At 70.7% G+C, this 24,254-nt stretch carries 24 protein-coding genes and 2 pseudogenes; 7 read left to right on the forward strand and 19 right to left on the reverse strand.

Features of this window, described 5'->3' with window-relative positions; all coding sequences use genetic code 11:
• Positions 1 to 2 precede the first annotated feature (2 nt).
• A complete protein-coding gene (locus tag A6A27_RS32960) occupies positions 3 to 200 on the reverse strand; it encodes a hypothetical protein (RefSeq protein ID WP_073838573.1) in 198 nt (65 codons plus the stop codon).
• Between the two features lie 408 nt (positions 201 to 608).
• On the opposite strand from A6A27_RS32960, the gene A6A27_RS44575 reads away from it, so the two are divergent.
• Together A6A27_RS44575 and A6A27_RS32970 are read left to right on the forward strand one after the other, a co-directional pair.
• A complete protein-coding gene (locus A6A27_RS44575; RefSeq protein ID WP_158074103.1) occupies positions 609 to 779 on the forward strand; it encodes a hypothetical protein in 171 nt (56 codons plus the stop codon).
• Between the two features lie 69 nt (positions 780 to 848).
• The gene (locus tag A6A27_RS32970; protein ID WP_073838575.1) at positions 849 to 1,091 is read left to right on the forward strand and encodes a hypothetical protein; all 243 of its coding nucleotides are present in this window, start codon (positions 849 to 851) and stop codon (positions 1,089 to 1,091) included.
• A gap of 156 nt (positions 1,092 to 1,247) precedes the next feature.
• Here the strand turns inward: A6A27_RS32970 and A6A27_RS32975 are convergent, their stop codons facing one another.
• From A6A27_RS32975 to A6A27_RS33015, 8 genes are all read right to left on the reverse strand, one after another.
• On the reverse strand, positions 1,248 to 2,339 hold the full coding sequence (locus A6A27_RS32975; RefSeq protein ID WP_073838576.1) for a tetratricopeptide repeat protein: 1,092 nt from the start codon (positions 2,337 to 2,339) through the stop codon (positions 1,248 to 1,250).
• Positions 2,340 to 2,411: 72 nt separating this feature from the next.
• The gene (locus tag A6A27_RS32980) at positions 2,412 to 3,035 is read right to left on the reverse strand and encodes a hypothetical protein (protein ID WP_073838577.1); all 624 of its coding nucleotides are present in this window, start codon (positions 3,033 to 3,035) and stop codon (positions 2,412 to 2,414) included.
• A complete protein-coding gene (locus A6A27_RS32985) occupies positions 3,032 to 3,679 on the reverse strand; it encodes a GNAT family N-acetyltransferase (RefSeq protein ID WP_083673067.1) in 648 nt (215 codons plus the stop codon). The genes A6A27_RS32980 and A6A27_RS32985 overlap by 4 nt, the downstream gene beginning before the upstream one ends.
• Positions 3,680 to 3,690: 11 nt before the next feature.
• On the reverse strand, positions 3,691 to 5,178 hold the full coding sequence (locus A6A27_RS32990) for an APC family permease (protein ID WP_073838579.1): 1,488 nt from the start codon (positions 5,176 to 5,178) through the stop codon (positions 3,691 to 3,693).
• Positions 5,179 to 5,235: 57 nt separating this feature from the next.
• The gene (locus A6A27_RS32995) at positions 5,236 to 5,967 is read right to left on the reverse strand and encodes a GOLPH3/VPS74 family protein (protein ID WP_241825566.1); all 732 of its coding nucleotides are present in this window, start codon (positions 5,965 to 5,967) and stop codon (positions 5,236 to 5,238) included.
• Positions 5,968 to 6,190: 223 nt separating this feature from the next.
• On the reverse strand, positions 6,191 to 6,472 hold the full coding sequence (locus A6A27_RS33005) for a hypothetical protein (RefSeq protein ID WP_241825567.1): 282 nt from the start codon (positions 6,470 to 6,472) through the stop codon (positions 6,191 to 6,193).
• Positions 6,469 to 6,708, reverse strand: coding sequence for a hypothetical protein (locus tag A6A27_RS33010; protein ID WP_073838581.1), 240 nt, complete (start codon positions 6,706 to 6,708; stop codon positions 6,469 to 6,471). The genes A6A27_RS33005 and A6A27_RS33010 overlap by 4 nt, the downstream gene beginning before the upstream one ends.
• 119 nt (positions 6,709 to 6,827) lie before the next feature.
• Positions 6,828 to 7,037 carry a hypothetical protein gene (locus A6A27_RS33015; RefSeq protein WP_073838595.1) on the reverse strand — a complete coding sequence of 70 codons (210 nt, stop codon included), beginning with the start codon at positions 7,035 to 7,037 and terminating at the stop codon, positions 6,828 to 6,830.
• Positions 7,038 to 7,166: 129 nt separating this feature from the next.
• Between A6A27_RS33015 and A6A27_RS33020 the strand changes: the two genes are divergently transcribed.
• Together A6A27_RS33020 and A6A27_RS33025 are read left to right on the forward strand one after the other, a co-directional pair.
• Positions 7,167 to 7,973: a GntR family transcriptional regulator gene (locus A6A27_RS33020; RefSeq protein WP_073838596.1), complete on the forward strand. Its 807-nt coding sequence runs from the start codon at positions 7,167 to 7,169 to the stop codon at positions 7,971 to 7,973.
• Positions 7,970 to 8,524 (forward strand): GNAT family N-acetyltransferase, encoded by a 555-nt coding sequence (locus tag A6A27_RS33025; protein ID WP_073838582.1) that lies wholly within the window; start codon positions 7,970 to 7,972, stop codon positions 8,522 to 8,524. Before A6A27_RS33020 ends, A6A27_RS33025 begins: the two co-directional genes overlap by 4 nt.
• 4 nt (positions 8,525 to 8,528) lie before the next feature.
• Here the strand turns inward: A6A27_RS33025 and A6A27_RS33030 are convergent.
• The 6 genes and pseudogenes from A6A27_RS33030 to A6A27_RS33055 all read right to left on the reverse strand — a co-directional run.
• A pseudogene (locus A6A27_RS33030) lies at positions 8,529 to 9,287 on the reverse strand (thiopeptide-type bacteriocin biosynthesis protein); the annotation flags it as partial.
• 68 nt (positions 9,288 to 9,355) lie between these two features.
• Positions 9,356 to 9,943, reverse strand: coding sequence for a lanthionine synthetase LanC family protein (locus tag A6A27_RS33035; RefSeq protein ID WP_083673069.1), 588 nt, complete (start codon positions 9,941 to 9,943; stop codon positions 9,356 to 9,358).
• 358 nt (positions 9,944 to 10,301) lie between these two features.
• The gene (gene ligA / locus A6A27_RS33040; RefSeq protein WP_083673070.1) at positions 10,302 to 12,452 is read right to left on the reverse strand and encodes an NAD-dependent DNA ligase LigA; all 2,151 of its coding nucleotides are present in this window, start codon (positions 12,450 to 12,452) and stop codon (positions 10,302 to 10,304) included.
• A gap of 1,004 nt (positions 12,453 to 13,456) precedes the next feature.
• Positions 13,457 to 13,651, reverse strand: a pseudogene (locus A6A27_RS47775) (helix-turn-helix domain-containing protein); the annotation flags it as partial.
• 1,083 nt (positions 13,652 to 14,734) lie between these two features.
• Complete coding sequence (locus A6A27_RS33050) at positions 14,735 to 15,403, reverse strand: hypothetical protein (RefSeq protein WP_073838585.1); 669 nt, start codon at positions 15,401 to 15,403, stop codon at positions 14,735 to 14,737.
• The gene (locus tag A6A27_RS33055) at positions 15,372 to 15,941 is read right to left on the reverse strand and encodes a DNA cytosine methyltransferase (protein ID WP_241825569.1); all 570 of its coding nucleotides are present in this window, start codon (positions 15,939 to 15,941) and stop codon (positions 15,372 to 15,374) included. The genes A6A27_RS33050 and A6A27_RS33055 overlap by 32 nt, the downstream gene beginning before the upstream one ends.
• A 106-nt stretch (positions 15,942 to 16,047) precedes the next feature.
• Here A6A27_RS33055 and A6A27_RS33060 point away from each other — a divergent pair, with 106 nt between their 5' ends.
• The gene (locus tag A6A27_RS33060) at positions 16,048 to 16,788 is read left to right on the forward strand and encodes a hypothetical protein (protein ID WP_073838587.1); all 741 of its coding nucleotides are present in this window, start codon (positions 16,048 to 16,050) and stop codon (positions 16,786 to 16,788) included.
• Positions 16,789 to 16,895: 107 nt separating this feature from the next.
• Here the strand turns inward: A6A27_RS33060 and A6A27_RS33065 are convergent, their stop codons facing one another.
• The gene (locus tag A6A27_RS33065) at positions 16,896 to 17,909 is read right to left on the reverse strand and encodes a TRM11 family SAM-dependent methyltransferase (protein ID WP_073838598.1); all 1,014 of its coding nucleotides are present in this window, start codon (positions 17,907 to 17,909) and stop codon (positions 16,896 to 16,898) included.
• Positions 17,893 to 18,786: a hypothetical protein gene (locus A6A27_RS33070; protein WP_073838588.1), complete on the reverse strand. Its 894-nt coding sequence runs from the start codon at positions 18,784 to 18,786 to the stop codon at positions 17,893 to 17,895. The genes A6A27_RS33065 and A6A27_RS33070 overlap by 17 nt, the downstream gene beginning before the upstream one ends.
• Before the next feature lie 841 nt (positions 18,787 to 19,627).
• Here A6A27_RS33070 and A6A27_RS33075 point away from each other — a divergent pair.
• Positions 19,628 to 20,500 carry a hypothetical protein gene (locus tag A6A27_RS33075; RefSeq protein WP_073838589.1) on the forward strand — a complete coding sequence of 291 codons (873 nt, stop codon included), beginning with the start codon at positions 19,628 to 19,630 and terminating at the stop codon, positions 20,498 to 20,500.
• Positions 20,501 to 20,876: 376 nt separating this feature from the next.
• Entirely contained in the window at positions 20,877 to 22,532 is a 1,656-nt protein-coding gene (locus A6A27_RS33080) for a hypothetical protein (RefSeq protein ID WP_083673073.1), read from the forward strand.
• A 505-nt stretch (positions 22,533 to 23,037) separates the two neighbouring features.
• On the opposite strand, the gene A6A27_RS33085 is transcribed toward A6A27_RS33080, so the two are convergent.
• Positions 23,038 to 23,883: a hypothetical protein gene (locus A6A27_RS33085; protein WP_073838591.1), complete on the reverse strand. Its 846-nt coding sequence runs from the start codon at positions 23,881 to 23,883 to the stop codon at positions 23,038 to 23,040.
• Positions 23,884 to 24,046: 163 nt separating this feature from the next.
• Positions 24,047 to 24,254, reverse strand: a 208-nt coding sequence (locus tag A6A27_RS33090; protein ID WP_158074104.1) for a tyrosine-type recombinase/integrase, incomplete at its 5' end; no start/stop codon positions are given.

Consider the following 24,254-nt stretch of genomic DNA (forward strand, 5'->3'; position numbering starts at 1 on the left):
GATCACTCACAGCGGTCCTCGGCGCCCCGGCCGTAGGGTTCGCAGCAGTCGAGGCGGTGCCGATACACCCGTAGGTCCCGCCCGTGTCGGTGCCCGAACTCGGGCGTGATCTCGTACAGGCAGGCCCGCCACACGACGGTCTCCCCGCCGCCGGGCACCACCTGGCCATCACCTGGGCCGCCCCGCAGTAGCACCTCCACACCCCGACCGTACGTACTCCGCCGCGGCTAGGCCCCGATCACGCGTGCCGTCAGCGGTCCAAGCGGCTTGCCGTGGAGCGTTTCCGTGGCTCTCTCTGTCAGGATCTCGTGAGACACCGGAGCACCGGATGTTCTGAAGTAGGGCGAGACGGAATCATCAGCGATCGTGATCATGGTGGCGCGGTGGGTGGGTGAGCTGTCCGACCGGCTCAGCGCCTCCCAGGTGCGGCAGGCGTACCGGCTGCTGGCGCAGATCATGCGGGCCGCAGTGGACAACGAGATCATTGGGTCGAGTCCGTGCCGGTCGGTACGTCTGCCTCGGCTGCCGGAGTCTGACCCGCCGGGAGCGCTGCCGGCCGCCGTGATCGGACGGCCGAAAGAGCCTGCGAGCGTCGATTCGGAGCAACGATGGACCAGGGTGACGCGCCCGACGTGGAGGAAACCCCCGTCTGCTGCGGCAAGCATCTGCCCCCAAATGAAGGCAAACCGATCGCCCTCGCCTGTCAGCTCTGCCGGAACTCACCGACCTACTACCGGCGCGACGAACTCGAAGGCGCAGGGGCTGGCAGCACTCTGTGACCGCTGATCGGCTACGCGATCTTCGGTGAAACGGCCCGGTCACACCGGCGCGCGGCCGACGATCGGACGGTGTGGGAGCGCGTCGACGTGCCAGCCGTCGGGGGTCCGGTCGACGGCCGAAACCTCATGGTGCCGCTCGACGACGATGGCCTGCCGCCGGAGACGATCGACCAGTCGTGGCTGTGGGTCGAGTACGGCGGCGAGCTACTCGACGCCGACGTTGACGGGGCGTACGAGCTCGAACCGGTCGCCGGGGCTGGGCCGCCGTGGCTGTATCTGTGGGTGCCGCATCGGCACACCACATCGGCATGAGACGGACGGCGCCGGCTGCAACCGTCGAAGGGCTCGGAAGGGTGACCTCGGGTGGCGGGATCCGCTACCCCTTGCGGATCGCGCACGGTCACACCTTCCGGGCCCCTCGTGCGCCCGGCCGCTGGAGGGAGGCGGCGGGCGTCACCGGAGGAACGTTCAGTCGGAGCTGGTGCTCTCGTGGTTGTGGCGCTTCTCGATGCAGGTGTTGCGCATGCGGTCGAGTGCGCGGGACATGCGCGGCCCGTCGCGGTGGTGCGGATGGGCGTGGAGGTGCGCTGCGACGGTACGGGCGAGTAGTTGGCGGGCCGACAGGCATTGGCCGTCCTGGTGGAGGACCAGGGCGAGAGTGGCTTGGGCGGCGAGGGTGGGCAGGGCGCGGGGGCCTTCGGCTTCGGTGTTCTGCCGGATGAGGTCGCTGTAGCAGCTCGCGGCGAGGGTGAGGTTGCCCGCGCGGCGGTGTACGGCGGCGAGGGCTTTGAGGGCGTCGCGGGCCTCGGCGGACGTCACGCCGAGCAGAGCCTTCAGGGAGCGGTGCGCCCAGCCAGCCCACGGCACGACGCCTTCGGGGTCGCCCTCGGCGACGGCGAGTTCGGCCAGCAAGGTGGCCGCCCTGGCGGTGGCGCTATCCGGGGCGATCCCGCCGGCGGGGTCACTGTGCAGCAGACCGGTACGCAGGGCCTCGATCGCGGCTGCGGGGTTGCCTGCGTCGGCTTGGCGGCGGGCGTAGTCGAGGCGCGACGCCATGGACAGCGTCGGCTTGGCGAGCTGACGGGGAATCAACCGCCAGGCGATGTGCAAGTCGGAGGCTGTTCGGCCGACGGCAACCCGCTGGACCGGGCCGAGGGCGTAGGAGGCAGCGTCGGCGGTCTTGCCGCGCGGCACGAGGTGCGGGGTGTGGTCAAGGACGGCCTTGGCGATGACGTCGCGCAGTAGAGCAGCGGACACAGGTGCCCGGCCGCACGACGGACGGCACAGGTACTGCTGCTCGCAGCCAGGAAGCTGGAGCAGGATCATCGGCTGGTCGCAGTCGTGGCAGAACAGCAGGCCTGGCGGCACTGGGGCGGCTTGCACGGCTCTGGCGCGCGACACCCACTCGGCGACCGTGGCCGGCGACAGGCTGGTTTCTTTCGCCACGACGCCGATTGCCGCGTGAAGACCGCGTTCGGCGGCGCGTTCGAGTGTTGCGGCCACGACGTCCGCAAGGAATGCCAGTGTCCACTCGGCGCTGGGCCGTGTCCGCGACGGCATGGACTGCTCCTCTCGGCCCGGCACCAAGGCCGCCGCGTCGTTGAGGCGGCCCTGGTGCCGGTGGTCAGATGGTCAGCCGGCGGTTGCCGGCGTGGATGGGGGAACGGGGCGCGCACCGCGTTGGAGTGGCCAGATCCGCGGGCCGCTGGGTAGGTGCAGCGGAAGGTCCGGCCGGTAGCCGTGCTGGCACAGCAGGTCGCGGGCGCCCTCGTTCGTGACGACCGCGTACACCGGGAGTCCGGTCCGGTCGACCATCTGGTGGTGCCGACGCAGCAGTTCGTCGGCGGCAGGCCACCCGTAGCCGTGCTGCACGGCCAGCCAGGACAGCCAGTGGTGCGGCGCATCGGACCGATAGCTGCGCACCGCGGCGTTCAGCTCGCCGAACCGGGGCGCTGCCCGGCCCGCGAACGTCGTCAGGTGATGGTCCCCGAGCACCCAGCGGTCTGCGTCGAGGTCGTGCGTCCGCCACAGCGCGACCGCCGACCAGTCCAGCGTCACGTCGACGCGGCCCGTCTCGATTGCGTGGTCGACGTCGACCGCGAGCAGCCGGTGCAGGACGGTGGTCCGCTCCTGCGGGTCCGGCACCAGCCACTCGGCGACCGGGTCACGTTCGAGCGCGGCGACCAGCAGCGCGGTGACGGCGGCGACATCGGCCGGCACGGCTCGGCGTGATGGGGTGGCCATGATGGCGTTCACAGCGATCCCCTGCGCGGCAGCATGACCGTAGGCGTCGGCTTGGGGACGCCTCCGTCACGCCACATCGGGAAGATCGGCGGGGCTTCGGCCGACGCCTGCATCGCCTGGCCGGCCTGGTAGCCGTGGCGCAGGTACAGGTCCCGGTTGCGGGTGTTGGACGCCTCCAGGTACGCCGGCTGGCCCTTCGCGTCGAGGGCTTTGTGGGCGTGGTCGAGCAGCATCGACCCGACCCCACGGCCCTGCCATTCGGGGTCGACGGCGAGGTACGCCAGGTACTCGTGCGGCATGCGTGGGTGCTTCGCCTCGAACAGCGCGTCGAGCAGCTGGAACTTCGGCGCGTACTTCCCGGTGGCCTGCTCCAACCGGTCCTGTAGTGCCGGATCGGCGGCGGGGGTCTCGTCCCGCCGATACCAGATCGCCACCGCGGACAGGTTGGTGGTGGTGTCGACCCGGCCGTCCCGCAGCCCGAGGTCCAGCATCATCCGGAAGTACCGGTAGTAGACGACGCGGCGTTCGGTGCGGTTCGGGATCAGCCAGTCGGCGACGGGCCCGTCAAGGAACGCGTCGACCAGCACGGGCAACAGCTGGCGGGCGTCGGGCGGCGTGGCCCGGCGGACTCCCAAGCCGGTACGGATCACGGTCACGGTAGGGCTCCTCATGCGGGCTGGCGGACAGGATCGGGGGTGCGGATCGGTGCCGTGGCGCTTTCCGCGCCGAGACCGATCGCCCGGTAGACGGCGGGTCGGGAGGACCGCAGGACGCCGGCCCACATCAGGCCGACCAGCGCGGCGACGGCGTATGCGGCCGGGAACGCCCACCTCAGCGGGGACGTCGATTCGACGCCGAGGAGGGTGTCGAACTGCTGGATGGTGACGGTGAGGATCGCGCCGAGGGCGAGGGTCGCGAGGACGGGCGCGATCTTCGTCCGCCACGGCCCGTCGCTGTTGGCGGTGCGGGCGAAGAACGCGATCACCGAGGCAGAGGTGACTGTCATCAGGACGAGGACGCCCAAGCCTCCGGTGACCGTGATCCAGAAGAACAGGTGCACGATCGGGTCCGCGTCGGCGATCGCGTACCCGACGAGGACACCCAGGGCCACGACGCTCTGCACGATCGACCCGGCCTTCGGAGCGCCGGTCCGCAGGCTGGTGCGCCCGAGCATCGCTGGGAGCACCCGCTCACGGCCGAGGGCGAACAGGTACCGGGCAACGGTGTGGTGGAACGACAGCAGGGCCGCGAACAGGCTGGTGATGAACAGGACCCGGCCGACGGTGATGAAGCTGGACCCGAGGTGCGGGGACACCAGGTTGAAGATCAGGTCGGTGCCGTCGGTGCTGGCGGCCTCCACGATCTTGTCCGGGCCGGTGGCCACGGACATCGCCCACGCTGAGGCCCCGTAGAGCAGGCCGGTAATCGCTACCGCGATGTACGTCGCGCGGGGCACGGTCCGCTTCGGGTCCTTCGTCTCCTCGCTGAAAACGACCGTGCCCTCGAACCCGACGAACCCGGTGATCGCGGTGACCAGGGCGGCGCCGATCCCGGTGGCCAGGATGTGGGAGGGGGCGAGGGTGTCGAACTTGATCCCGTCGGCGGGGTGGCTGACCATCACCACGTCGTAGATCAGCGCAACGACGAACTCGCCGATGAGCATGAACGCCAGCACCTTGCCGTTGAGGTCGATGCGCAGCACCCCGAGGACGGCGACGGCTGCCCACGCGGCGAGCGCGCACAGCCACCAGGTGGTGTCCCAACCGCGGTCGTTGAGGTACTGGCTCAGGACCGCCCCGAACCCGCCGTACAAGCCGATCTGCATGGCGTTGTAGGCCACCACGGCGATCATTGCCGTGGCGACGCCAGCCGGCCGGCCGAGGCCTCGGGTGACGAAGGCGTAGAACGCGCCGGCGTTGACGATGCGCCTGCTCATGGCGACGTAGCCGACGGAGAACAGGGCGAGTACCGCCGCGACCACGAGGTAGGACACCGGGATGCCGACCACGCCGGTGACGGCGTACCCGGTCGTCGCGCCGCCGGCGACCACCGTCAGTGGGGCTGCGGCCGCCACGACGAAGAAGATGACGGCGGGTATCCCGAGCCGGCCGCGTGCCAATACAGCCGACACGGTGTCAGGGTGCGATTGGGACATGGGGAAGCTCTCCCAAGAGGGTTGAGGGTGGACAGGTGGTGCAGCCGTGCCTGGAGGTCAGGTGCGGTGGCTGAGGACGGCTGAGCCGATCGCCGTGTCGAGGTCGGCGAGCAGGTCACGCATCGGCGGAGGTGCGGCCTCCAGCAGCCGCCGTAGATGCGCGGACACGGATAGCGGCGCGCCGTCGAGGATGAACTGATCCAGCCGGACCGATCGGGCGATGCCGGCCAGTGCGAGGTCGAACGGTTTGAGGTGTTCGTGGCGGCGCAGCTTCTGCGACAGCCTGGCCCACGACCAGGCGGCCACGTTGATGTCCGTCGGGACGTGAATGGTCGTGGTGCGGAACAGCCGGCGGCTTTGCGTCGGGACGACCTTCCCGCCCTGCCACAGCCGTGTCGCTACCTGCTCGTGGGCGGTCGCCGACAGGTACGCCAGCCAGGTGCGGGTGGCGGTGTGCTGCGGCTCGGCGATCAGCCGGGCCAGGACCATGTGTTGCAGCCAGTCCTCCGGTGGTCGGTGGTCCTGGACCACCAGTTGTCCCCGGTTGAAGTGGATCCTGCCGGCGGCGCCCAGCTCGGCGAGCAGCGCGGCGGCCAGGCCGTAGTTGGTCGCGCTGTCGTGCAGGCGTGGCCGGCCGGTCTGGTCGTCGTGGGCGAGCATGAAGAACTCGTCGGCCAGCAGCATCGGCTGGTGGGGGCCGCCCCGCACCGTGTGGGGGTCGGCGGTGGGCATGGGCTCGGTGTGCACGTGCACGGTCGGGCGGTCGTCTGCGCCGGGGGGTGTGGTCACCGCGGCTGGCCTCTCTCGGGTTACGTCGTCTGGTCAGATGGGGAGTCGGTACGGAGGCGGTGGAGGCCGGGTTGCCGGTCAAGCTCTTGCAGCGCCCACCACTCCATGGAGCAGGGGCCCGGCGTGCGGCAGTTGAGGCACCGGCGGTTTTCCTTGTGGGCCTCGACAACCAGCAGAGCCGTCGCGATGCGGTCACCCGGCCCGATCGGCTCGTCCAGCCGGGTCATGCCCGCGCCCTGTGCCGGGACAGGACGGACGTGCGGACCCGTAGCTCGACGCATGGCGGGTGTTCGTCGGTGGTGGCGTACTCGCACTGCGGCCGGTGCCCGATGACCCATGTCCACCGGCTGTTGGCCGGGCGTAGGCCGGACACCACCACGACGACATCGGTCCCGACGGGGAGGTCACCGCGGCCGGGTGTCCAGTCGTTGGCGGCGAGTTGCAGAAGCGTTCCGGCTGGCACTTCCAGCGGTTGGCGGTCCGGCAGCGCCAGCGAGCCAGTCACCGCGAGGTCCTGTGGCGGTGCAGCAGCCGGGCCAGGGGTCCCGGCGGCATCGGCGCCGGTTGGGCCTCCCAGATCGCCCGGTTTGCGGCGGCGACCTCCTGCGGGTCGGCGCCGGTCGAGGTCGCCATGGTGAAGCCGTCGTGACGGCCGTAGAGGGTGGCCCCGTAGTCGGCCACGCCGAACGGGTTGTACGGATCATCGGCACTGGCGGGGACAAACCACTTGATGCGCGCCACGGGCGCCACCTCCTTCCCGTGGGTGCGCGGCCGGGCCCTCCCCGGCACCGACCGCGCACCCGGCCGGTGGGGTGCAGGGGCCGCCGCCTGGGGGGACGAGACGGCCACCTGCACCCGGCTTATGTGCGGGGCTGATCCCGCAGGTACGTGGTGACCCGCTCCGCCGATTCCCGGGCGTGCTCAACGAGCGTGCGCAGCGGGGAGTTGGCGGGGCGGCTCAGCCATCGGGCGCTGTCGACCTGGTCCAGGCCGGCCAGAAGGATGCGGGTTTCCTCAAGCGCGTGGTTGACGCGCTCCATCTCCCGGGCCATCTCAGCCGAGGTGCTCATCCCTTGCCCCCTGGTGATCGTCACCCAACGTTGCGTAACGTTGGATTCATACCAACCATTGCAGTGGAATGAGACACAGTCAAGACCGCCGACTAGATTGGTTGGTACGAAACGGTGGAAGGTGTGAGCGTGGCGCAGCCGAAGTACCGAAAGATCGCGGACGATCTACGTCATCGGATCGTCACCGGTGCACTGCGCGTGGGCGACCGGCTCCCGACCGAGCCGCAGCTCCAGGAGCAGTACGAGGCGTCGCGCAACACCGTCCGCGACGCGACGGCGGTGCTCGTCAACGAGGGCCTTGTCGAGCGGGTCCCGGGACGCAGCGGCGGCATGGTCGTGCGCGAGAAGGTGACGCTGACCTTCCACGCCCACCGCGCCGAAATGCGCCGCGCAAAGATGCCGGCCGGCCCGACCGGCGAGACGGACGCCTGGCGCTCCGAGGTCGAGAAGCAGGGGTACACGGCGTCGCAGGAGTTCCAGCTGACGATCGAAGTGCTCCCGCGCGACCTGGCCGAGCGATTGCACGTCGAGCCGGAGTCCGCGGCGGTGCTGCGCCGCTGTGTCCGGTTCATCAACGGTCAGCCGTCCTCGTTGCAGGACACGTACTACCCCATGGACCTGGCCAACGAGGTCCGCGAGCTGCTGTCGCCGAAGGACATCCCGCAGGGCACCACGCGGCTGCTCGCCGAACGCGGGTACCTGCAGACCGGCTACTACGACGAGTACGTCTCGCGGATGCCGAACCCCGAGGAGACGGCCTTGCTGGGTTTGCAGCGCGGCACACCGGTCCTGCTCCACATCCGCACCGGCTACACCGAGAGGCGTCCCGTCCGGGTGTCCATCAACGCGTTCGCTGGCGACCGGAACCGGATCGTCAGCACACACGGCGACGCCGCGGTCATCGCGAAGTTCCGGCCGGAGGAAGAGGAATCATGATCATCACGCCTGCCCGGATGAGCGACGTCGAAGTCATCATGAGCTGGCGCCGCGAGCGCGTCGCCTGGCTCGCCACCCGGGGCGAAGAGCAGTGGTCAATCCCGCTGCCCCGCTCCGCCGTGGCGTCGACCGTCTCCGCCGGGCAGACGTGGATGGTTTGGGACGGCGACGACCCGATCGCCACGATCACCCTGACCGCGTACGTCGACGTCGACAACCTGTGGAAGCCCGACCGCGACCCCGAGGCGCTGTGGTACCCGGAGGACGATCCGGCTGACGCCCTGTACGCGGCGAAGATGATGATCCCGCTTTGCTACGCCGGCGAGAACCTGGGCGGCGAGATGCTGGACTGGGCCAGCGGCCGGGCGTACGAGGCGGGCCTGACGTGGCTGCGGCTGGACGCCTGGACCACCAACCCGCGGCTGCACGACTACTACCGCCGGCAGGGCTTCCGCCACGTCCGCACCGTGGAGTCCCGCGTGTCCGGCGCCTGCTTCGAGCGGGCGTCCCAGCCCTACACCAGCCACCGGTTGAAGACCGAGCTGAGCTGACCCCTCAGTCGCCGAGGATGACGTCTCGGGCGGTCGAGGCCAGGGCGTGCTGCTCGTCGTAGCGCAGACCGATGCGGTTCCACGCGAAGAGCACGTGGTAGGCGAGCACCGCGCGTAGCCCTCGGGTCAGCCGACCGGTGCGGGCCAGGTCCCCGAGTGCGGCGCCGGCCGTCCGGAACCCGGCCATCCAGTCGCCAGCGAACGCCAGCGTTCCGCCGTTGAACAGCGGACTGTCCGGGGATGTGTCCACGGCCAGGAAGCGGGCCACGACAGCGGCAAGCTGCGCGGGCCGGGTCGGCGGCTGGTCGACCGGCCGGGCGGCGACGACCCGGGCCAACACGTCACCCTGTTCGAACCACTCCAGGCCAGCGGCGCGCAGCAGCGCGGTGCCCAGCAGCAGGGACAGCTCCTTGCGGCGGTCACGCTCGCCGGCGGCGCCGCACCGGTACTCGAGCACCGACCGGCTGTCGTGGTGGAAGAGCTGGTGCGCCACGCGCATGCCGTCCAGGCCGCCGAACGCGTGCACCTCGGGCTCGTAGATCACCGGCACCCACTGACCGACGCTGTCTTCGGCCCGTAGGTACGCCAGTGACGCGGTGATAGCCGCGGTAGCGGCCTCCATCGGCTCGTCGGGGCCGGGCTGGTAGCGCAGTCGCCACCAGCCCATCTTGCGGATGAAGAACCAGGCGGCGATCACGCCGTACCGTTCGGCCTCGGCGAGCTGCCGCGCCAAGGTGGTCGCCACCGCCAACTCCGTGCCAGCGTCGGTGACCTGGACGTTGAGTTGCCCCTACGTGTCGCTGTCGACGTCCACGGCATTGCCTCCCATGGTCACGTGAGGAGCATGCAGGCGTCCCAGTCCGAGACGGGAGCATTCTGCGCGGCCGCAGTGTGCAGGGCCAGCACCACGCCGGCGTTCCCCTCCAATAGCCCGGTCTGCCCGTCGGTCAGGTCCTTTCCGGACAGTAGCGGCCCGGCCAGCTCCGCCAAGCGGTCGGCGACATGCGTTGTGCGAGCGTCCCGCGCGAAACGGGCCGCGACCTGGAGCAGCCCGGCCCAGCCGTGGCAGAGGCTGCCGTCGACGAGCAGCCCGAGCTGGCCGGGCGCTAGGCAGGCGGCCATGGCCCGCTCGGCGGTGTCGAGCAGCGCGGCGTCGTGCAGGGCGATCCCGGCCAGTTGCAGCGCGCGGGCGATCCCTGGGGGTGCCATAGCACCAGGACGGGCGGCCAGGCGCGTCCTGCGCGGGGCGGGGCCGGCCAGAGGCGTCGAGGGTGAGCCACTGCGGCCACCAAGGTCCGTCGGAGCGTCCTGCTGCCATGTGGTGAGGAAGGTGCTGACGCGGCGGATCGCGGCGGCCGGCCCGTCGACCACCACACCGGCTGTCGCGGCGAAGCTGAGCAGGGCGAGCGGGCCGGTGATGCCGTGGGCATGCCAAGGTTGCCGTGTCCGGTCGGGAAGTCGGGCGTCACCCGGTTGCGACTACGCCCGGCTCGAGCGCGGCAAGCTCTCCGGAGCCTTGTCGCCGGGTCGGGTGGCGTCGGCGGACCGCTGATAGGGACCCGGCCACCCCGTCGTGGGTAGGTCTCTTCGTAACGTGGATGCCGGCTGTCCGGCGCTCTGACCAGCGGCCGAGTGACCACGATGGTGGTGAGGAGGCCACGCGTGGCAGCCCGAGACGCAGTGTGGCCGGCCGGCGAAGCGCGGCAGGAAGGTCGTGGAAATCTTGGACGGACGACCCCTGGACGCTGTGGGCAGCATGTGAGATCGACTGTTCGGTTCAGGCAAGGATCCTGCTGATGGTGTCGATGTCCCCGGTGGTGTGGGCGTGTAGTAGGGCGGCGAACTGGTCAGCGGGCAGGATCCGGATGCCCAGATGCTCGGCCTTGTCGGCTTTTGTGCCGGCGCCGTCGCCGACGACGACCATGTCGGTACGTTTGGACACCGATCCGGAGGGCTTTCCGCCGAGCGTTTCGACGGCCTCGTTTCCCTCGTTGCGGGTCAGGCCTGGGACGGTGCCGGTCACGACGACGGTCAGCGGGGTTCCGTCGGGCCTCTGCAGCGGGAGAGGACGGGCGGCTGCGCCGTCCGGGGCCGGGGCGGCGACGGCCGGGGCGCTGGGTTCGGTCAGGTTCACCCCGCGCGCGCCGAGTTTGTTGATCACGCTGGTCAGCTCGACCAGCTCGGCGGCGATGATGACAGCGCGTTCCGGGCCGACGCCCTCGACCTGTTGGAGGTTGTCGACGCTGGCGTCGAGCAGGGCCTGCATGGTGCCAAAGTGTCGGGCCAGCCGCCGGGACATGGACCGGCCGGTCATCCGTACCCCGAGGCCGGTCAGCACCCGCGACAACGGACGGTCCTTCGATGCCTGAATGTTGGCTACCAGCTTGCCGGCGGAGATCTCACCCATCCTGTCGAGCGCGGCGAGGGTGGGCACGTCAAGGTCGTACAGGTCGGCTGGGTCGGTCACGAGCTTGGCCGCCACCAGCACATTGATGATCTTGTCGCCGAGTCCTTCGATGTCCATCGAGTCGCGGGCGGCGTAGTACGCGAGGGACTCGTGCGCACCGCAGGCCCGACCGCGGGTGCAGCGCCACCGCTTCTGCGAGCGGTCAATGTCGCCGCCGCAGCGGGGACAGACCATCGGAGGTTCGAACGGCGCGGCGTCGGCCGGCCGGTCATCGAGCTTGGCACCGGTGACCTCGGGGATGACATCGCCGGCGCGGCGCACGAACACGGTGTCACCGGCCCGGACGTTACGGCGGACCAGGTCGTCGAAGTTGTGCAGAGTGGCGGAGGCGACGGTGACGCCACCGACGACGACCGGTTCGAGCACAGCGACCGGGGTGATCACGCCGGTGCGGCCGACCTGGACCTCGATGCGCAGAAGTCGCGTGGTGCGGGTGTCGGCGGGAAACTTGTAGGCGATGCCCCACCGCGGTGCCCGGCTGGAGAAGCCGGCCCGGTCCCGGTCGGCGGGCTGGTCGGCCTTGATGACCGCCCCGTCCACCCCGAACCCCAGCTCCCCACGGCGGGAGCGCAGAGCCTCCACCGCGGCGATGACCTCGTCGACGCTCGCGCACAGCGGCATCCCCGCCGCCGAGGTCGCGGTCGTCGCGACGCCGAGCCGCCCGACGCGGGCCATCGCCACCGAGTGCGGCACCGGCTCACCGTCGGCGCCGTCGAGGCCGTGTACGGCGTACGCCAGAAACGACAGCGGCGCGTCGTAAGCGCGGTCCTGCGCGCGCAAAGTACCGGCCGCGGCGCTGCGGGGGTGCGCGAACGCCGGCTCGCCGTGACCGGTCCGCAGCACGTTGGCGGCGGCGAAGTCGGCGTCGGTCATGAACACCTCGCCGCGCACTTCTACCGTCAACGGTTCCGCCAGGCGGGCAGGCAACCCGACCGCCCGCCGGGCCTGCCCGGTTACATCCTCACCGGCCCGCCCGTCACCGCGGGTGGCGACCAGGGTCAGCCGCCCGTCGACGTAACGGGCAGCGACCGCCAGACCGTCGATCTTCGGCTCGACCGTGTACCCACCGACCGGCCGGCCCAGCAACCGCTCCAGCCGGACGGCCCACTTGCGCAGCGTCTCCTCATCGAACACGTTGTCCAGGCTGAGCATCGGCGAGCTGTGCTCGACGTCGCCAATCACACCGGCGCCGCCCGCGACCACCTCCGTCGGGGAGTCGTCGGCCTTCCACTCCGGGCGGGCGGCCTCGGTCGCGGCGACCCGCGCCAACAATGCGTCGTAGGTCGCATCGTCCATGACCATGCCCGGCCCGCTGTAGTACACCGCGGCGGCCGCCCGCACGTCGGCGATCGCTGACCGGTACGCCTGCACCGAATCGAAGGGCTCGGCGCGCGCGGCGTCAACGACCGGGTCGACGGCGTCGACCCGGTCGTCAAGACCTGTAACACCGGGGCTGGCCATCGCCGACCTCCTTGAATTCGCGCTGCCCACGCCCGCGGCGGCGCGGCGCAGACTTGCCCGACTTGAGCTGACCTGCTGCACAAACTACTGCTCGGGTACGACATCGATGCCGTCATCAGGCGCGGGATCATGCCTACGCAGTTGGATCGGGATGGGCGTGGCGGTGGAGGTGGGCAAGGATCTGATCCCGGTCGGCGGTGGTTAGGGCCGGGCCGAGGACCTATCGGGCGCGGGGATGGCCAGATACAGCTGCGAGACCTCGACGGCGATGCACGCTCACTGCTGCTGACCGAGCGCTGCCGCTCGCCAGCGATCCTCACGCTCCGTACCCGCTCCTTCGTAGCGTGGGCGGCGGCAGGGCGGAGTGTGCTGATCTTCGTCGCACCGCAGCGGGTAAGGCCGTCGCCGGCATCATGATCACGGCGCTTGCGATGTAGCGTCGAGGCAGCGGATCCGTCCACCATCTGCTTGGGCGGACCTACTGGGCGGCGGCGGTCACATGGTGCGGCGCTTGGAGCAGTGGTCGGCCGCAGGTTGTTATCTACGGCGCGCTGGCTAGTGGGCAGGCCGTCGTTGGGCCCACGCCCGAGACGCTCCGCCCGACAAGGCCCGCAGTTGTGCGCTGGCGATCCGCGGTGCTGGGGACATTGCCGAGCCCGGACGCCGGCCGGTGAGGTGATGCCGCTCCGTGGGCGCGCGCGTGTTTGGTTATGGATGGTTAAGGACGGTTCGTCGGACGTGTGCGTCCGGTCGTTCGGACGTGTACGTCCGGCCGTCTGGACGTGTGCGTCCGGCCGGTGGACAACCGGGGGGACGTGGACGTCCTCCCGGTTATCCACAGGGTTGTGGACGTCGGTCGGGTGGCCGGGTTGCGGTTCGGCGACCGGGCCGAGGCTTGCCGGTAGTGGGCGGCGGCGGTGCGTCGCGAGGTCCCAGACGACGGGCCGGCGGTCCGCCGGCAGGAACGCCGTGCGGCGTTGGTCGCCGCGGCGGATGAGGCCGAGGCGTTCCAGCTCGTCCAGGTCGCGGCGCACGGATCGCACGGTCTTGCGGGCGTAGTGAGCGAGGCGTTCCTGGGAGGGGAACGCGGCACGGCCGGCCGCGTCGACGTGGTTGGCCAGGCCGATGAGGACGGCGAGGCACTGCGGTGGGACGTCCGGGGCGTGGCCGAGCGCCCACGAGACAGCTTCAATGCTCATGGCGGGGCGGAATCTCCAATGTTCGTCAGGGGTTCACAGGGCGCCGCCGCCCGGAGCCCTGCGTGCGGCTGACGGGCGGAGATCGCGTGTGCGGAATCGCGGGTCGAGCAGCAGATGCCCCTGCTCCGGGCCGCGCCGCTGGGTGGCGGCCACGCTTGGCGTCGGCGTTGAGGCATCGACAGGGCCTACCGACGGCTATGCGGAAGCGTTGAGACGTGTGCCGCGGGTTCGGCGGCGGTCCGGATCTGACGTCACCGCGTGTGGTGAGCAGGCCATCAGGCGGCATGCGGTGTGGGCAGTGGCCGCTGTGAGGGGTTCCCGGTCGTGCGGGGCCGAACAAGTTGGTCCGCGCGGCGGTGGTCGGGGAGTGATGTGCTTTCGGCCTCGTGCGAACGATCGGCGATGGGTCGCCACTTGGTAGGCGTGGTGGGCGTCGGGCGCTGGCGAGCATGGGCATGGCTGTCCGACGCAGCGCGAGTTGGCACAGCGGCTCGGACGGTGGGTGTGGGGAAGGTGGGCGGAAGCGACGTCGGTGGCGAGCCGCCACAGCAGGACGTCGGTGACGGTGGGGGGATGCGGTGGCGGTGCGGCTGGTTCATCGGGTAGTTCCTTCATGGACGGGGCCGGTTTCGGGTGGCCGCCACCCTGGCCAGCGCTGTGGGGACAGGTGCGCTGCCGGGTAGGCCGCAGCGGCGGCCGGCACGAGTGACGCCCGACTTCGCGCCTAGATCAAGTCGTCGACCGGCTTCTGGGATCAGCTGTCGGCAGCCACATGCGGCCAGGCGTCGGACCGGTTAGGAAGGACGCCCCGGCCGGCTGGGCTGGCGTCACGGCAGGCGTCGTCCCACGGCCGTCACGGGCAGGTGGCGTCGCCACGGCGTCCAGGGCCATGTTCGCGGCGTCGGCGTTAATGGCGTTTCGCTAGCGGGGTCGTGCAGCGCGTGCCACACGCGGCTGCGCAACTGCGCCTAGCGGTGCTGCGGCATCGGCCAGACCGTCAGCCTGCGGCCTCTGCCTGATTGACCGGAGGCGGGCTGCGTGACCGGGCGACGGCACGAGGCGCTTGACGGCGCTCAAGGATTTTCACGCGGGGATGTGCCAGCGGTGTGGGCACAGCAGGAGCTGTAGCGCGGCGGCGGCTTGCTGGGGGACGACGCCGTTGCCGAGAACGCGCAGCGCGAGGGTGCGGGGCAGTCCGAGGGCGGTGACATGCCCTTGCTGGAGTCCCATCAGCCATTCGACGAAGGGTGGGGCGAGGACGGGCTTGCCGTGCCGACCGGTCTGGGTTGGTTCGGGGACGGGACGGTCGAGGATCAGTTCCCAACGGGCGACGGCGGCGGCATAGGCGCCCCACCGCTCGTCGTCGAGTTGGCCGAGGCCGGCGACGGTGGTGCGTAGGTCGTTGCCGCCGTCGCCGTGCCGGCCGGGTCCGCGTCCGTCGGAGGCGCGTGGTGTGGGTAGGTTGCGGGGGACACGTACCGCTGCCGAGGGCAGGGTGAGGTCCCCGTGTGAGCCCCGCTGCCCGGGGCAGCCTTTCTCCCCGTCAGAGGCGCGCGGTGTGGGTAGCAGCACCTGCGACAGCGGCGGCCGGAAACCCTTGCCGGCGCGTCGTCCGGGAGTGCCGGTGTCGCTCGCCCGCGGGGTGGGTAGCAGCCCGTGGCTGGTGCCGCCGGGTTCGATGAGGTCGGGCAGACCGTGCTGGTGGCCGGGGCCTTTGCCGTCACGTGCGCACGGCGTCGGCAACGTCCGCACCCCGTTTGAGGAGTTCGGCGCGTGTGGCCAGCAGGAACAGCCGGTCGCGGCGATGCGGGGCGCCGATGTCGGATGCGCGTAGGCACGTCCAGCTCGTGTCGTACCCGAGCGCGGCCATGTCGGCGGCGACGACGTCGAAACCCCGGCGGAGGAGCGCGGCGACGTTTTCCACAAACACGAGCGGCGGTCGAAGTGCGCGAACAGCGTCGACGACGCTTGTCCACAGGCTGCTGTGGATACCGGTGATGCCGGCTCGTTTGCCGGCGTTGGAGATGTCCTGGCAGGGGAATCCGGCGGTGAGCACGTCGACGGGCTCGACTCGGGTCCAGTCGACGGTGCGGATGTCGCCGAGGTTGGGCACGCCGGGCCAGTGGTGCTCGAGCACGGTGCGGGCGTGCCGGTCGACCTCGGCGTACCAGGCGAGCCGGCCGCCGAGCACCAGCTCGACGGCCATGTCGAGGCCGCCGTAGCCGGTGCACAGCGACCCGATCCGCACCCCGCTGCGGCGTCGTACGGGCGCGGGATGAGGCTCACTCACGCCACCTCCCGCACCCCGACGCCCGGCCCTGCGCCGCCGGTCGTTCCGAGAGACAGGTCCGGGCGACGGCCGCATTAGTAGGCCGGGTGTCGGTAGGGTCGGCGGCATGTTCGAGGGCCTCGACGCGCTGCACCCGCTGTGTAGCGAGAGAGGGGACCATCGCCGGGGGTGGGAGTTCGTCCGTGCGGTGACCGCGGCATTCGGCCGACCGGTGATCGAGGGCGACGGTGTCGACGCCAGCCGGTTGCAGGCGGCCGAAGACCGCATCGGGATCTTGCTGCCAGCCGCACTGCGTGAGGCTTACCTGCTGTTCGGTCGCCGGAGGGACCTGACCGCCGCTCAGGACCGTCTGATACTGCCCGAACAGCTTCGGACCGACGCCGACGGCGTCCTGGTCTTCCGCGTGGAGGCCCAGCACTGCGCGTCGTGGGGCGTGTCGCCCGGGGCCGTCGGCCAGGACGACCCCCCGGTCGTGGTGAACATCGGAGACGGCTGGATGCCGTACTCGGATCGGCTGTCGCTTGCGCTCGTCGAGATGGTGCTGTCCGAGGCGATGTTCTCCGCCGACGAGGGCAACGTCGACAACCGGGAGTTGGACGACGCGACCCATGGAGCGCTGGGCACTGCGTTCGAACGCCTGCCGTTGCCGGACTTCCCCTTCTGGGCCGGGATGGACGGGCCGCCAATCCGCTGGTTCGCCGGCCTCGATGTGATGCTGCGCGACGACGGCGGGACGTGGCTGTGGGTCCACGGCCGAACCCCGGCAGCAGTGCAAGCCATGCGGCATCGGTTGCCCGGCGAGTGGCTGACGGTCCCAGACGACGAGAACGAGGACGGCGAGGGCTGAGGCGTCCAGCGCAACGAAGCTGGGGATCTCACCACGGACGGCGAGCAGCAGCAGTGCGGATGACTGCGCGCCCGCGTCGAGGCTGAGATATCGGGCGGCGGATGTGTTCACGCGACCACCCCGCCGTCGGTGGCGTCCTTCAGGTTTCCTGAACTCGCGGAAGTCCCGGGCCGGCGGAAGATCAGCACGTCCTCGTGCGTGATCAGGTGCAGCGGGGTGCCGGCGGTGCGGGCCTTGCGCACGGCCTGGAGCTGGAAGAACGACGGCCGGGCGATCAGGTGCCCGTTGCGGACCGCCGCGAGGAGCGCGACGCACCGCTCGGTCGGCACCAGGCCAGCGCGGACACCCGCGGCGATCACCGCGGACGGCAGGTCGACCAGCTGGCCGTTCTTGCGCCACGGCCGCGCGGTGACCACCACGGTGCCGCCGGGGCGCAGCAGTACGGCGCAGCCGGACAGGATCTGCTCGAACCCGTCGGCAAGGCCGGTGAGGTCCCGGTAGGCGAGGTTCCCGCGGTCAGTGCCGTAGGTGTTGTCGAACTTCGCCACCCCGTCCGCGCCCGGCCGAACGAGGCCGTGCACGGTCGGCCCGTACGGGGGAGAGGTCACCACCAAGGCGACCTGCCCCGCGAGGGCCGCGGGCAGCAGCGACCGCAGGCGGGTGGCGTCGCCACGGACCACCGACGCCCGCCCGGTAGCGCCCTGCCGCTGGGCGTGGACGATGTTGGCGTCCGCGATGTTCGACCACCGCGGCTCGTACTCCACACCGATGGCATCGCGGCCGGCGTGGATGGCCTCAACGAGGGTGGTGCCGATCCCACACATCGGGTCGAGGACGAGATCGCCCGGCTGGGTGTAGGCGTGCACGGCGTGGGCGGCGATCGCCGGGAGCATCCGGGCGGGATGCTTGCCCGACTCGGGCACGTACCGGCCGCGCCGCTGCACCGGCCCGGTCTGCTGCGCGGTCGCCCACACCGACAGGCCCTCTGGCCCGTCCGGGGCCCGGTGGCGGCTCTCGTCGTCGCGGTGCCGACCCTCGTAGCTCCGATGCCGGCCGCGGTAGGTGTCCTCAGGCTGGTTCGGGTCGGTGGGGGAGGGGGTGTGCTCAGCCACGGCGATCACCCCCGTCGCGGCGCCCCTCACGCGGCGAGGCCATCGGTGCGACGGGCGTGAACACGACGAGGTCCGCGTGGACCTTCAGGTGCGCCACCGCCGACCGCTGATCGGTCTGCTGGGTGAGGGTGAGCAGTTCCTCGTCGGTGACGTGGTAGACGAACGTGTCGCCGTCGGTGTCGGCGGCGACGGCGACGATGTGCTGCAGGTAGCCCAGGCCCACAGCCGCGGCGGCGGTGGCCACCGGGGTGAAGTCCTCCGGCCCACCTGCCGCGGCGGGGATGGTTACGACGAGGACGAGGCAGCCTCCGGGGCGCAGCAGCCGCGCGCACGCGGTCAGCAGCCACGCCAGCCGCACCCGGTTGGTGGCGTCGGCGGGATCGAGGGGCCAGCAGGCCACCACCAGACTCGTCGCCCCCGCCAGGGACGTGTGGCCGGGGACGGTGGCGGGCAGCTCGGTGGCCAGGTCCGGCTCGGTGAGGTCGTCGCCAAACCACACGCTCATGTCCGGCACGTCGCCGCCGCCGTCGAAGGGGGCGGCCGGGTCGGGGCGGGCCGGCAGGGTGGCCGGTCCGATGATCAGGCTGGACGCGTCGGTGAACCAGCCCGGATGGTGCCGGCGACCGCCCGCCGTGCAGACGCCAGCGAGGGCGTGGTCGCCGGTGAGGTCGACGACGACCTCACCGGGACGGCTGTACGCGGCGATGAGCCGGTAGGCCAGCCGAGCGCCGACGCTTCGGCCGGCGTCGGCGGCGGTGCGGGCGGTGCGCCATACGGTGACCGGCACCGGCGGGTCGCCGGCGACCAGGTCGATCAGGGCCGGGTCGACACACGGGTCGACCGGGCGGACAGGGTCTGGGTGGTGCTGCGGCGTGTGCTCGCTCATCTGAATGTCGGCTCCGCGCCGCGCCGTGATGCGCTGACACCCTCAAACCGGGCTCTGTCAGCTCCGGCGAACACCCCCAGGCCTGACAGACCTCTCACAGCCGAGGGGGCTGACCTGACAGCCCTGGTAGGAGATCCGCCGGCCTTGCGCGCCGGTCGAGGGGTGACCGTGTCCGACGGACGCCGCCGCCGAATGTCAGAGCATCCCTGCGATACCTGACGCCGCTGTCAGACACCGAGCGTGACGGACAATGCCCACCATGTCAGCGAATGGCATCGATGACATGGCGAGGGCGACCTGTGCTGTCAGACGCCGCCATGTCGTCGCGACGGCGGCGACCACCCCGTCGGACACCGCAGCTGCCAGTGCCACGGCGAAAGGCCGGGGCAACTCTAGTGAGACAAACAGCCGGGTCGGAGCAACTTCATTGCGACACGCGCAACTTGATTGAGACGGGACACCTGACAACGGCCTCGCTGTCAGACTCGGAGGGACTGACCGGGGTACCTGTCAGACTCCCCGCCGCACTGTCAGACCCCGGCGGCAGTGCGACGGCTTGGATGTCCGCTCGCGCCGACAGACCGCGGCCAGGCGACAGCAAAGGCGGGTACGTCCAGGTCAGGGCGGCTCTGTCAGATCGCCACGATCGGAAACGGTCGACGCTGCCGAGGCGTGTCAGACACCCGGCCACAGCGACGGTCGCCGCCGTTGCCGCTGACACCGATGCGGCGAGCTGCGCTGTCAGAGGTCTGTGAGGCCGCCGTGGCGCAATCAGTGTCACCGCAACCGACGACACCCATCGACGCGTCATCGACGCTCGCCCTGACAAGGAGTTGTTGACATGGCAGCGCCCGACACCGCTTGGCCCGACTCGCCACTGGACGCCGTCAACGCCGCCTTCGCGGCACTGACACGCGACCCCAACCCGATGACACTCGATCTCGACAAGCTGCACGATGACAACGACCTCCCCGCCAGCTCCATGACACTGCCGGCACTGCGCGACTGGCTCCTGAAGCACCCACGCGCCTACACAGCCCGTGACACCGTGTGGCGGGAACTGGTCCTGCGCGCCCGGCTGCAGGGGCCGGCGTGGGTGGTCGCCGCGGCCGGCATGGCGATGCCGGCACTACGCCGATGCGCCGGCCAACTGCGGCTCGGCTGGTCCGGCGACGCCCACGACATCGACTCGGAAATCCTCACCGGGTTCCTCACGGCGCTGCGCGACCGGACGGACCTGTCGAAACCCGCGCCGTACGCATCGCTATGCATGGCCGCATGGCGAGCCGGATACACACTGCGCCAACGCGCCGGCGAGGCGGTGCCGGTCGACGATATCCAGCACGTCATCGGACCCCGCACCCCCACCGTCCCCTACGGCCATCCCGACCTACTCATACGCCGCGCGGTCATCTTGGGCCTGCTCGACGCCTGCGACGAGCAGCCCTACATCGACCTACGCCTCGGCCGGCGGGCAATCGAACCGATCGCCGACGCCATGGGCATCACCGCCGACGCCCTACGCATGCGAGCCCGACGCATCGACCAACGCATCGCCCACGCCCTGGCAAGCGGGCTACTCACCGGCGTCGCATCTCCGCAGGCCGCCGCACACCTGGCCGCGACCGCCACACACCGGAAACGGACCCGCGCCGCGCGTGCCACCGCGAATGCCTACCGGACAGCCGCAGCAGCGGCAAATGTCGCCGCCTGAACACGCCGTGCCGCGGGTCCGGCCGTCGTGGCCGGGCCCGCAGGCCGTTTGCGGGGACCGCGACCATACATGGCGGATGGTGCTGTCGGATGTCGTAAGCAACCATTGAGACTCGTCCAGTAGGGCGCTCCACCTTGTCCCCCCGTCCGGGGAGGCTGGACGGTCTACGACTGCCCGACGAGGAGATCCGCTATGAAGCCGCATGGTGCCCGTCAAGCTTCAATGACGATCGAGTTTGCGGAAGGGCGCCCCGGCTATAGCGGCTCCTCGCCTTCCGGGATTGTCCTGCTGCGGCGACGAATGTTCCGGCGCGGTGCGGGTATCAGGCGCAGCAGTGATGCCGGGCCTGGGCGGTCGCCGCCGGCGAGGAGGATCCGTGCGCCCCGACCGGGTACGTCTGTTGCAGCTGGTCATCCTGTGCGCCGTGCCGCCGGCGATCGAGGCGGCCGTGCTGCGCGGCGTACGGTTCACCTCGGTGCTCGGCCTGGCGCCCCAGGCCAGCGCGGTCTGGCCGTACGGGACGTTCCACGACCTGCTCTGGGTGCTGGTGTACCACAACTCGTGGATCGGGTTCGCCGTCGAGTTGCTGGCCACCATCGTGCTGCGCGGACTGTTCTGCGCCGTGCTGATCGCGATCGCCTGGCCGACGGAGGTGCCCCGCCCGTCGTGGAGGCGGCTGGCCGGCCGTAACCTGGCGATCTCCGCGCTGGCCACGGTGCTGCTGTCGCCGTGGGCGGCGATAGCCCTGGTCACCGTGGAAGTGGCGCTGTCCTGGTGGATCGTCTTCGAGTTGCTACCGCTGCTGGTCCTGGCCCCGCTGCTGCAGCGGGGTGGGATGGTGCCGGGCTGGTGGCGCGGGCTGCCCTCGGCTGCCCTGGTCGGCTGGGCGATCCTCAACTTCGTCGTGCTCACTGCGGCCGGCGCCCTCGTCTGGGGGGTTCCGTCCTGGTTGACGGTTCCGGTCGTGGCACTGACCGGGGCGGCCAATGGCCTGCTGTGGCTGCGGGTGGTGCGCGCCGCGGTGACCCAGGAGCAGGTCCGGTGGCGGCGCGTACCGGTGACGCCGGTGGCGTTTGTGCTGGTCCTGGGTTTGCTGGTGTTTCAAGACGATATCGTGGCGCTGGGCCAGCGCCCGACGGACCCGCCGCTGCTGCGGGCCGCCGCCGCCCGGCCGGAGTTCGCGAACCTCCGATACACGGTGCTGTTCCTCGACGGCTACGAAACCAGCTACGACGGGCGGCTCGCCCACGAATTCGCCTCGGCACCCCTGACGCTTTTCTCTTATCGGGGCACCGAGGCGGATGGGCGGCCCAGGCCCTACCGGGCGCAGGACACCCACCAGTCGGTGGAGACCAGCGCGCGGTTGCTCGCCGACCAGGTGGATCAGTTGCACGCGCGGACCGGCAAGCCGGTGGCGCTGGTGGGGGTGAGCGAGGGCGCCATGATCATCCGCTACTACCTGGGCCGGATGCCGCACCCGGCGGTCGAAGCGGCGGCGCTGGCTAGCCCGCTCATCCGGGCCGGGCAGATCTACTATCCGCCGCCGGAGGCCAGCTCCGGCTGGGGCGTCGCCTCCGGCTGGCAGCTGCGGGGCATCTTCGCGCTGATCGGCACCACCGGCCGGGTGCCGAACGATCCCGACGAGCCGTTCCTGCGGTCGCTGATGGACGAGGCACCGTTCTTCCGCAACAACATGTTCTGCCCGGTGCCGGGCGTACGGATGGTCCTGTTCCTACCGATAGCCGACGCGGTTACCGTCCCGCCTGGGGCCTATCCCGAGCTCCCCGTGTACGAGGTGACCAGCCTGCACGGCAGGCTGCTCGACCGGCCCGCCGAACTGCAGCGGCTGGCCGACTTCCTCCGCCACGGTACTACGCCGACTCACGAGACCAGCTGGGAATACGAGCTCATCGAGCAGGCCAGCGGGGCCTGGCAGGCGCCGGCCCTGGCGTTGCGACTCAACCCCGCCTGGCACTACACGGGGCAGGCCGATTACGCGCTGCGCAGAGGAGCCTGCGCCGAACGCGGGTAGACCGGCGTCGGGCCCGCGCTGCCTCGCCGACACCTCGCCCGCAGTGGCAGTTGGCCGGTAAGCCTGGCTTGCAGACCGAGTCGAGCAGCCGCGCCTCACGCGTGCCCTGGTAGTCCGCATCCAGTCCGCAAGAGGTCGGCGGACGGCGACGAAGTGGTGTGAGATGTCGAGAGGTGTCTCCGCGCGTGCCATTAGCGTGCCATTCGATCAGGACAGCGGGGGTAAGCCAGCTTGCCCTCGGATCACCCGGTCGCCGTGACCATGTCGACGGCGATGAGGGACCGGGGCGCGACGTCGTACCCGCCTGCTACGGTGCGCCGCAGTTGGCCGGCCAGAGCAACCCATGTGGGACAGCGCGGCTACGGGGGGCGGGCACTGGTAGGTCCCGGAGTGATCCCGGGACCGAATATGGGACACCGCGACCCGCTCCCCGCCAGGGGGACGGCCTACGACGGCCCGACGAGGAGATCCGTTCCTCAAGAGAGATACCTTGCCCGGCCGCGACCTATGGAGCGTCAGCCTCGCGGGAGCTACGCAATGCGCCGGCGGCCACCAGTCCCGCACCGGCGAGCGCGATTGCCGCCTCTATGGCGCGCGATACCTGCGGGAAGCCTTCCGTTGGCGTGCTCAGCGCCACCCCTATGGTCAGGAGGACGCCGTCGGGAGGGTTAGCCATAACCCACCAGCCTGACCACTGCTCGGCGAGATCCGAGTAGGCGTGAGCCGCCTCGAGTGACAGCAGGAACAACCCCACCGGGAGCAGCCAACGCCGGTCGGTCCGCCACCCTGACAGCGCGAATGTCCCCACGGTTACGAGGGCAGCGAGCAGCGCCGGCCACACCGCCCCGAGCAGGTCGATCAGCGGATAACGGCCGAACTCCCGCGCGGCGCTCAGCCCGAACCAGGCGAGTAGCAGCAGCGCGAGGACTGTCGTCGCGACACCCCGCCGCCTGCCGCGTGACGGTAACGCCAACGCACCGGCCGCGAGACAGAGAACGCCAAGCGCCAGACCCAGCGCGGCGAGCCTTTCCCGGTCGATCATCTCCTGCCAACGCGCCAACATGGCCGTCTTCGTTACCCCTTGGCCGTGTGGCAGCCAGCCTGCTTCATCGACCTGTTCCTGGTACCAGAACAGTCTTACCGCCGCGACCACGGCAAGTAGCCCGATACCGGCGGCGACGGCCCACCTCACGCGGCGCACACCCCGACTCACCAGCACGTAGCCGAGCAATGCGAGCAGCATGACCAGGCCGAACTGCAGCGACGCGGCTGCCATGGCGAGCAGCGCTGCCGCAACCGAAAGCAAACCAGCCGCGACGGATGCAACGAGCAGGCCGAACGGAAGACGCATGGCCAAGATCGTGACACATAGTCCGGAAGTGCGCGCCCGAGCTGCCTGAGCAGCAGTCGCGGGGCATGGGGCAGGTGCTCGCCCCAAAACGTGGAGCGGGCCGCCTGGCAAGCCGTCCGCATCTAGTCCGCAAGAGGCCGTCCGCACTGAGTCCGCAGCAGCACTAGCGGCCGCCCCGGTCGAGGCGGTCCGCGACCTGGTCCAGGTGGTCCTCGAACAGGTCCGCGTACACGTCCAGCGTCATCCCTGCCGAGGCGTGCCCGAGCATCGGCGGCACCGCCTTCACGTTGGCACCCTCGGCCACTTCGAGACTCGCTGCCGTGTGCCGCAGCTCGTGCGGTGTCAGACACCCCAGGAGCTGAGGTGTCAAG

It is taken from the genome of Micromonospora sp. CB01531, from assembly GCF_001905095.1.
In the GTDB taxonomy this organism is placed as follows: domain Bacteria; phylum Actinomycetota; class Actinomycetes; order Mycobacteriales; family Micromonosporaceae; genus Micromonospora.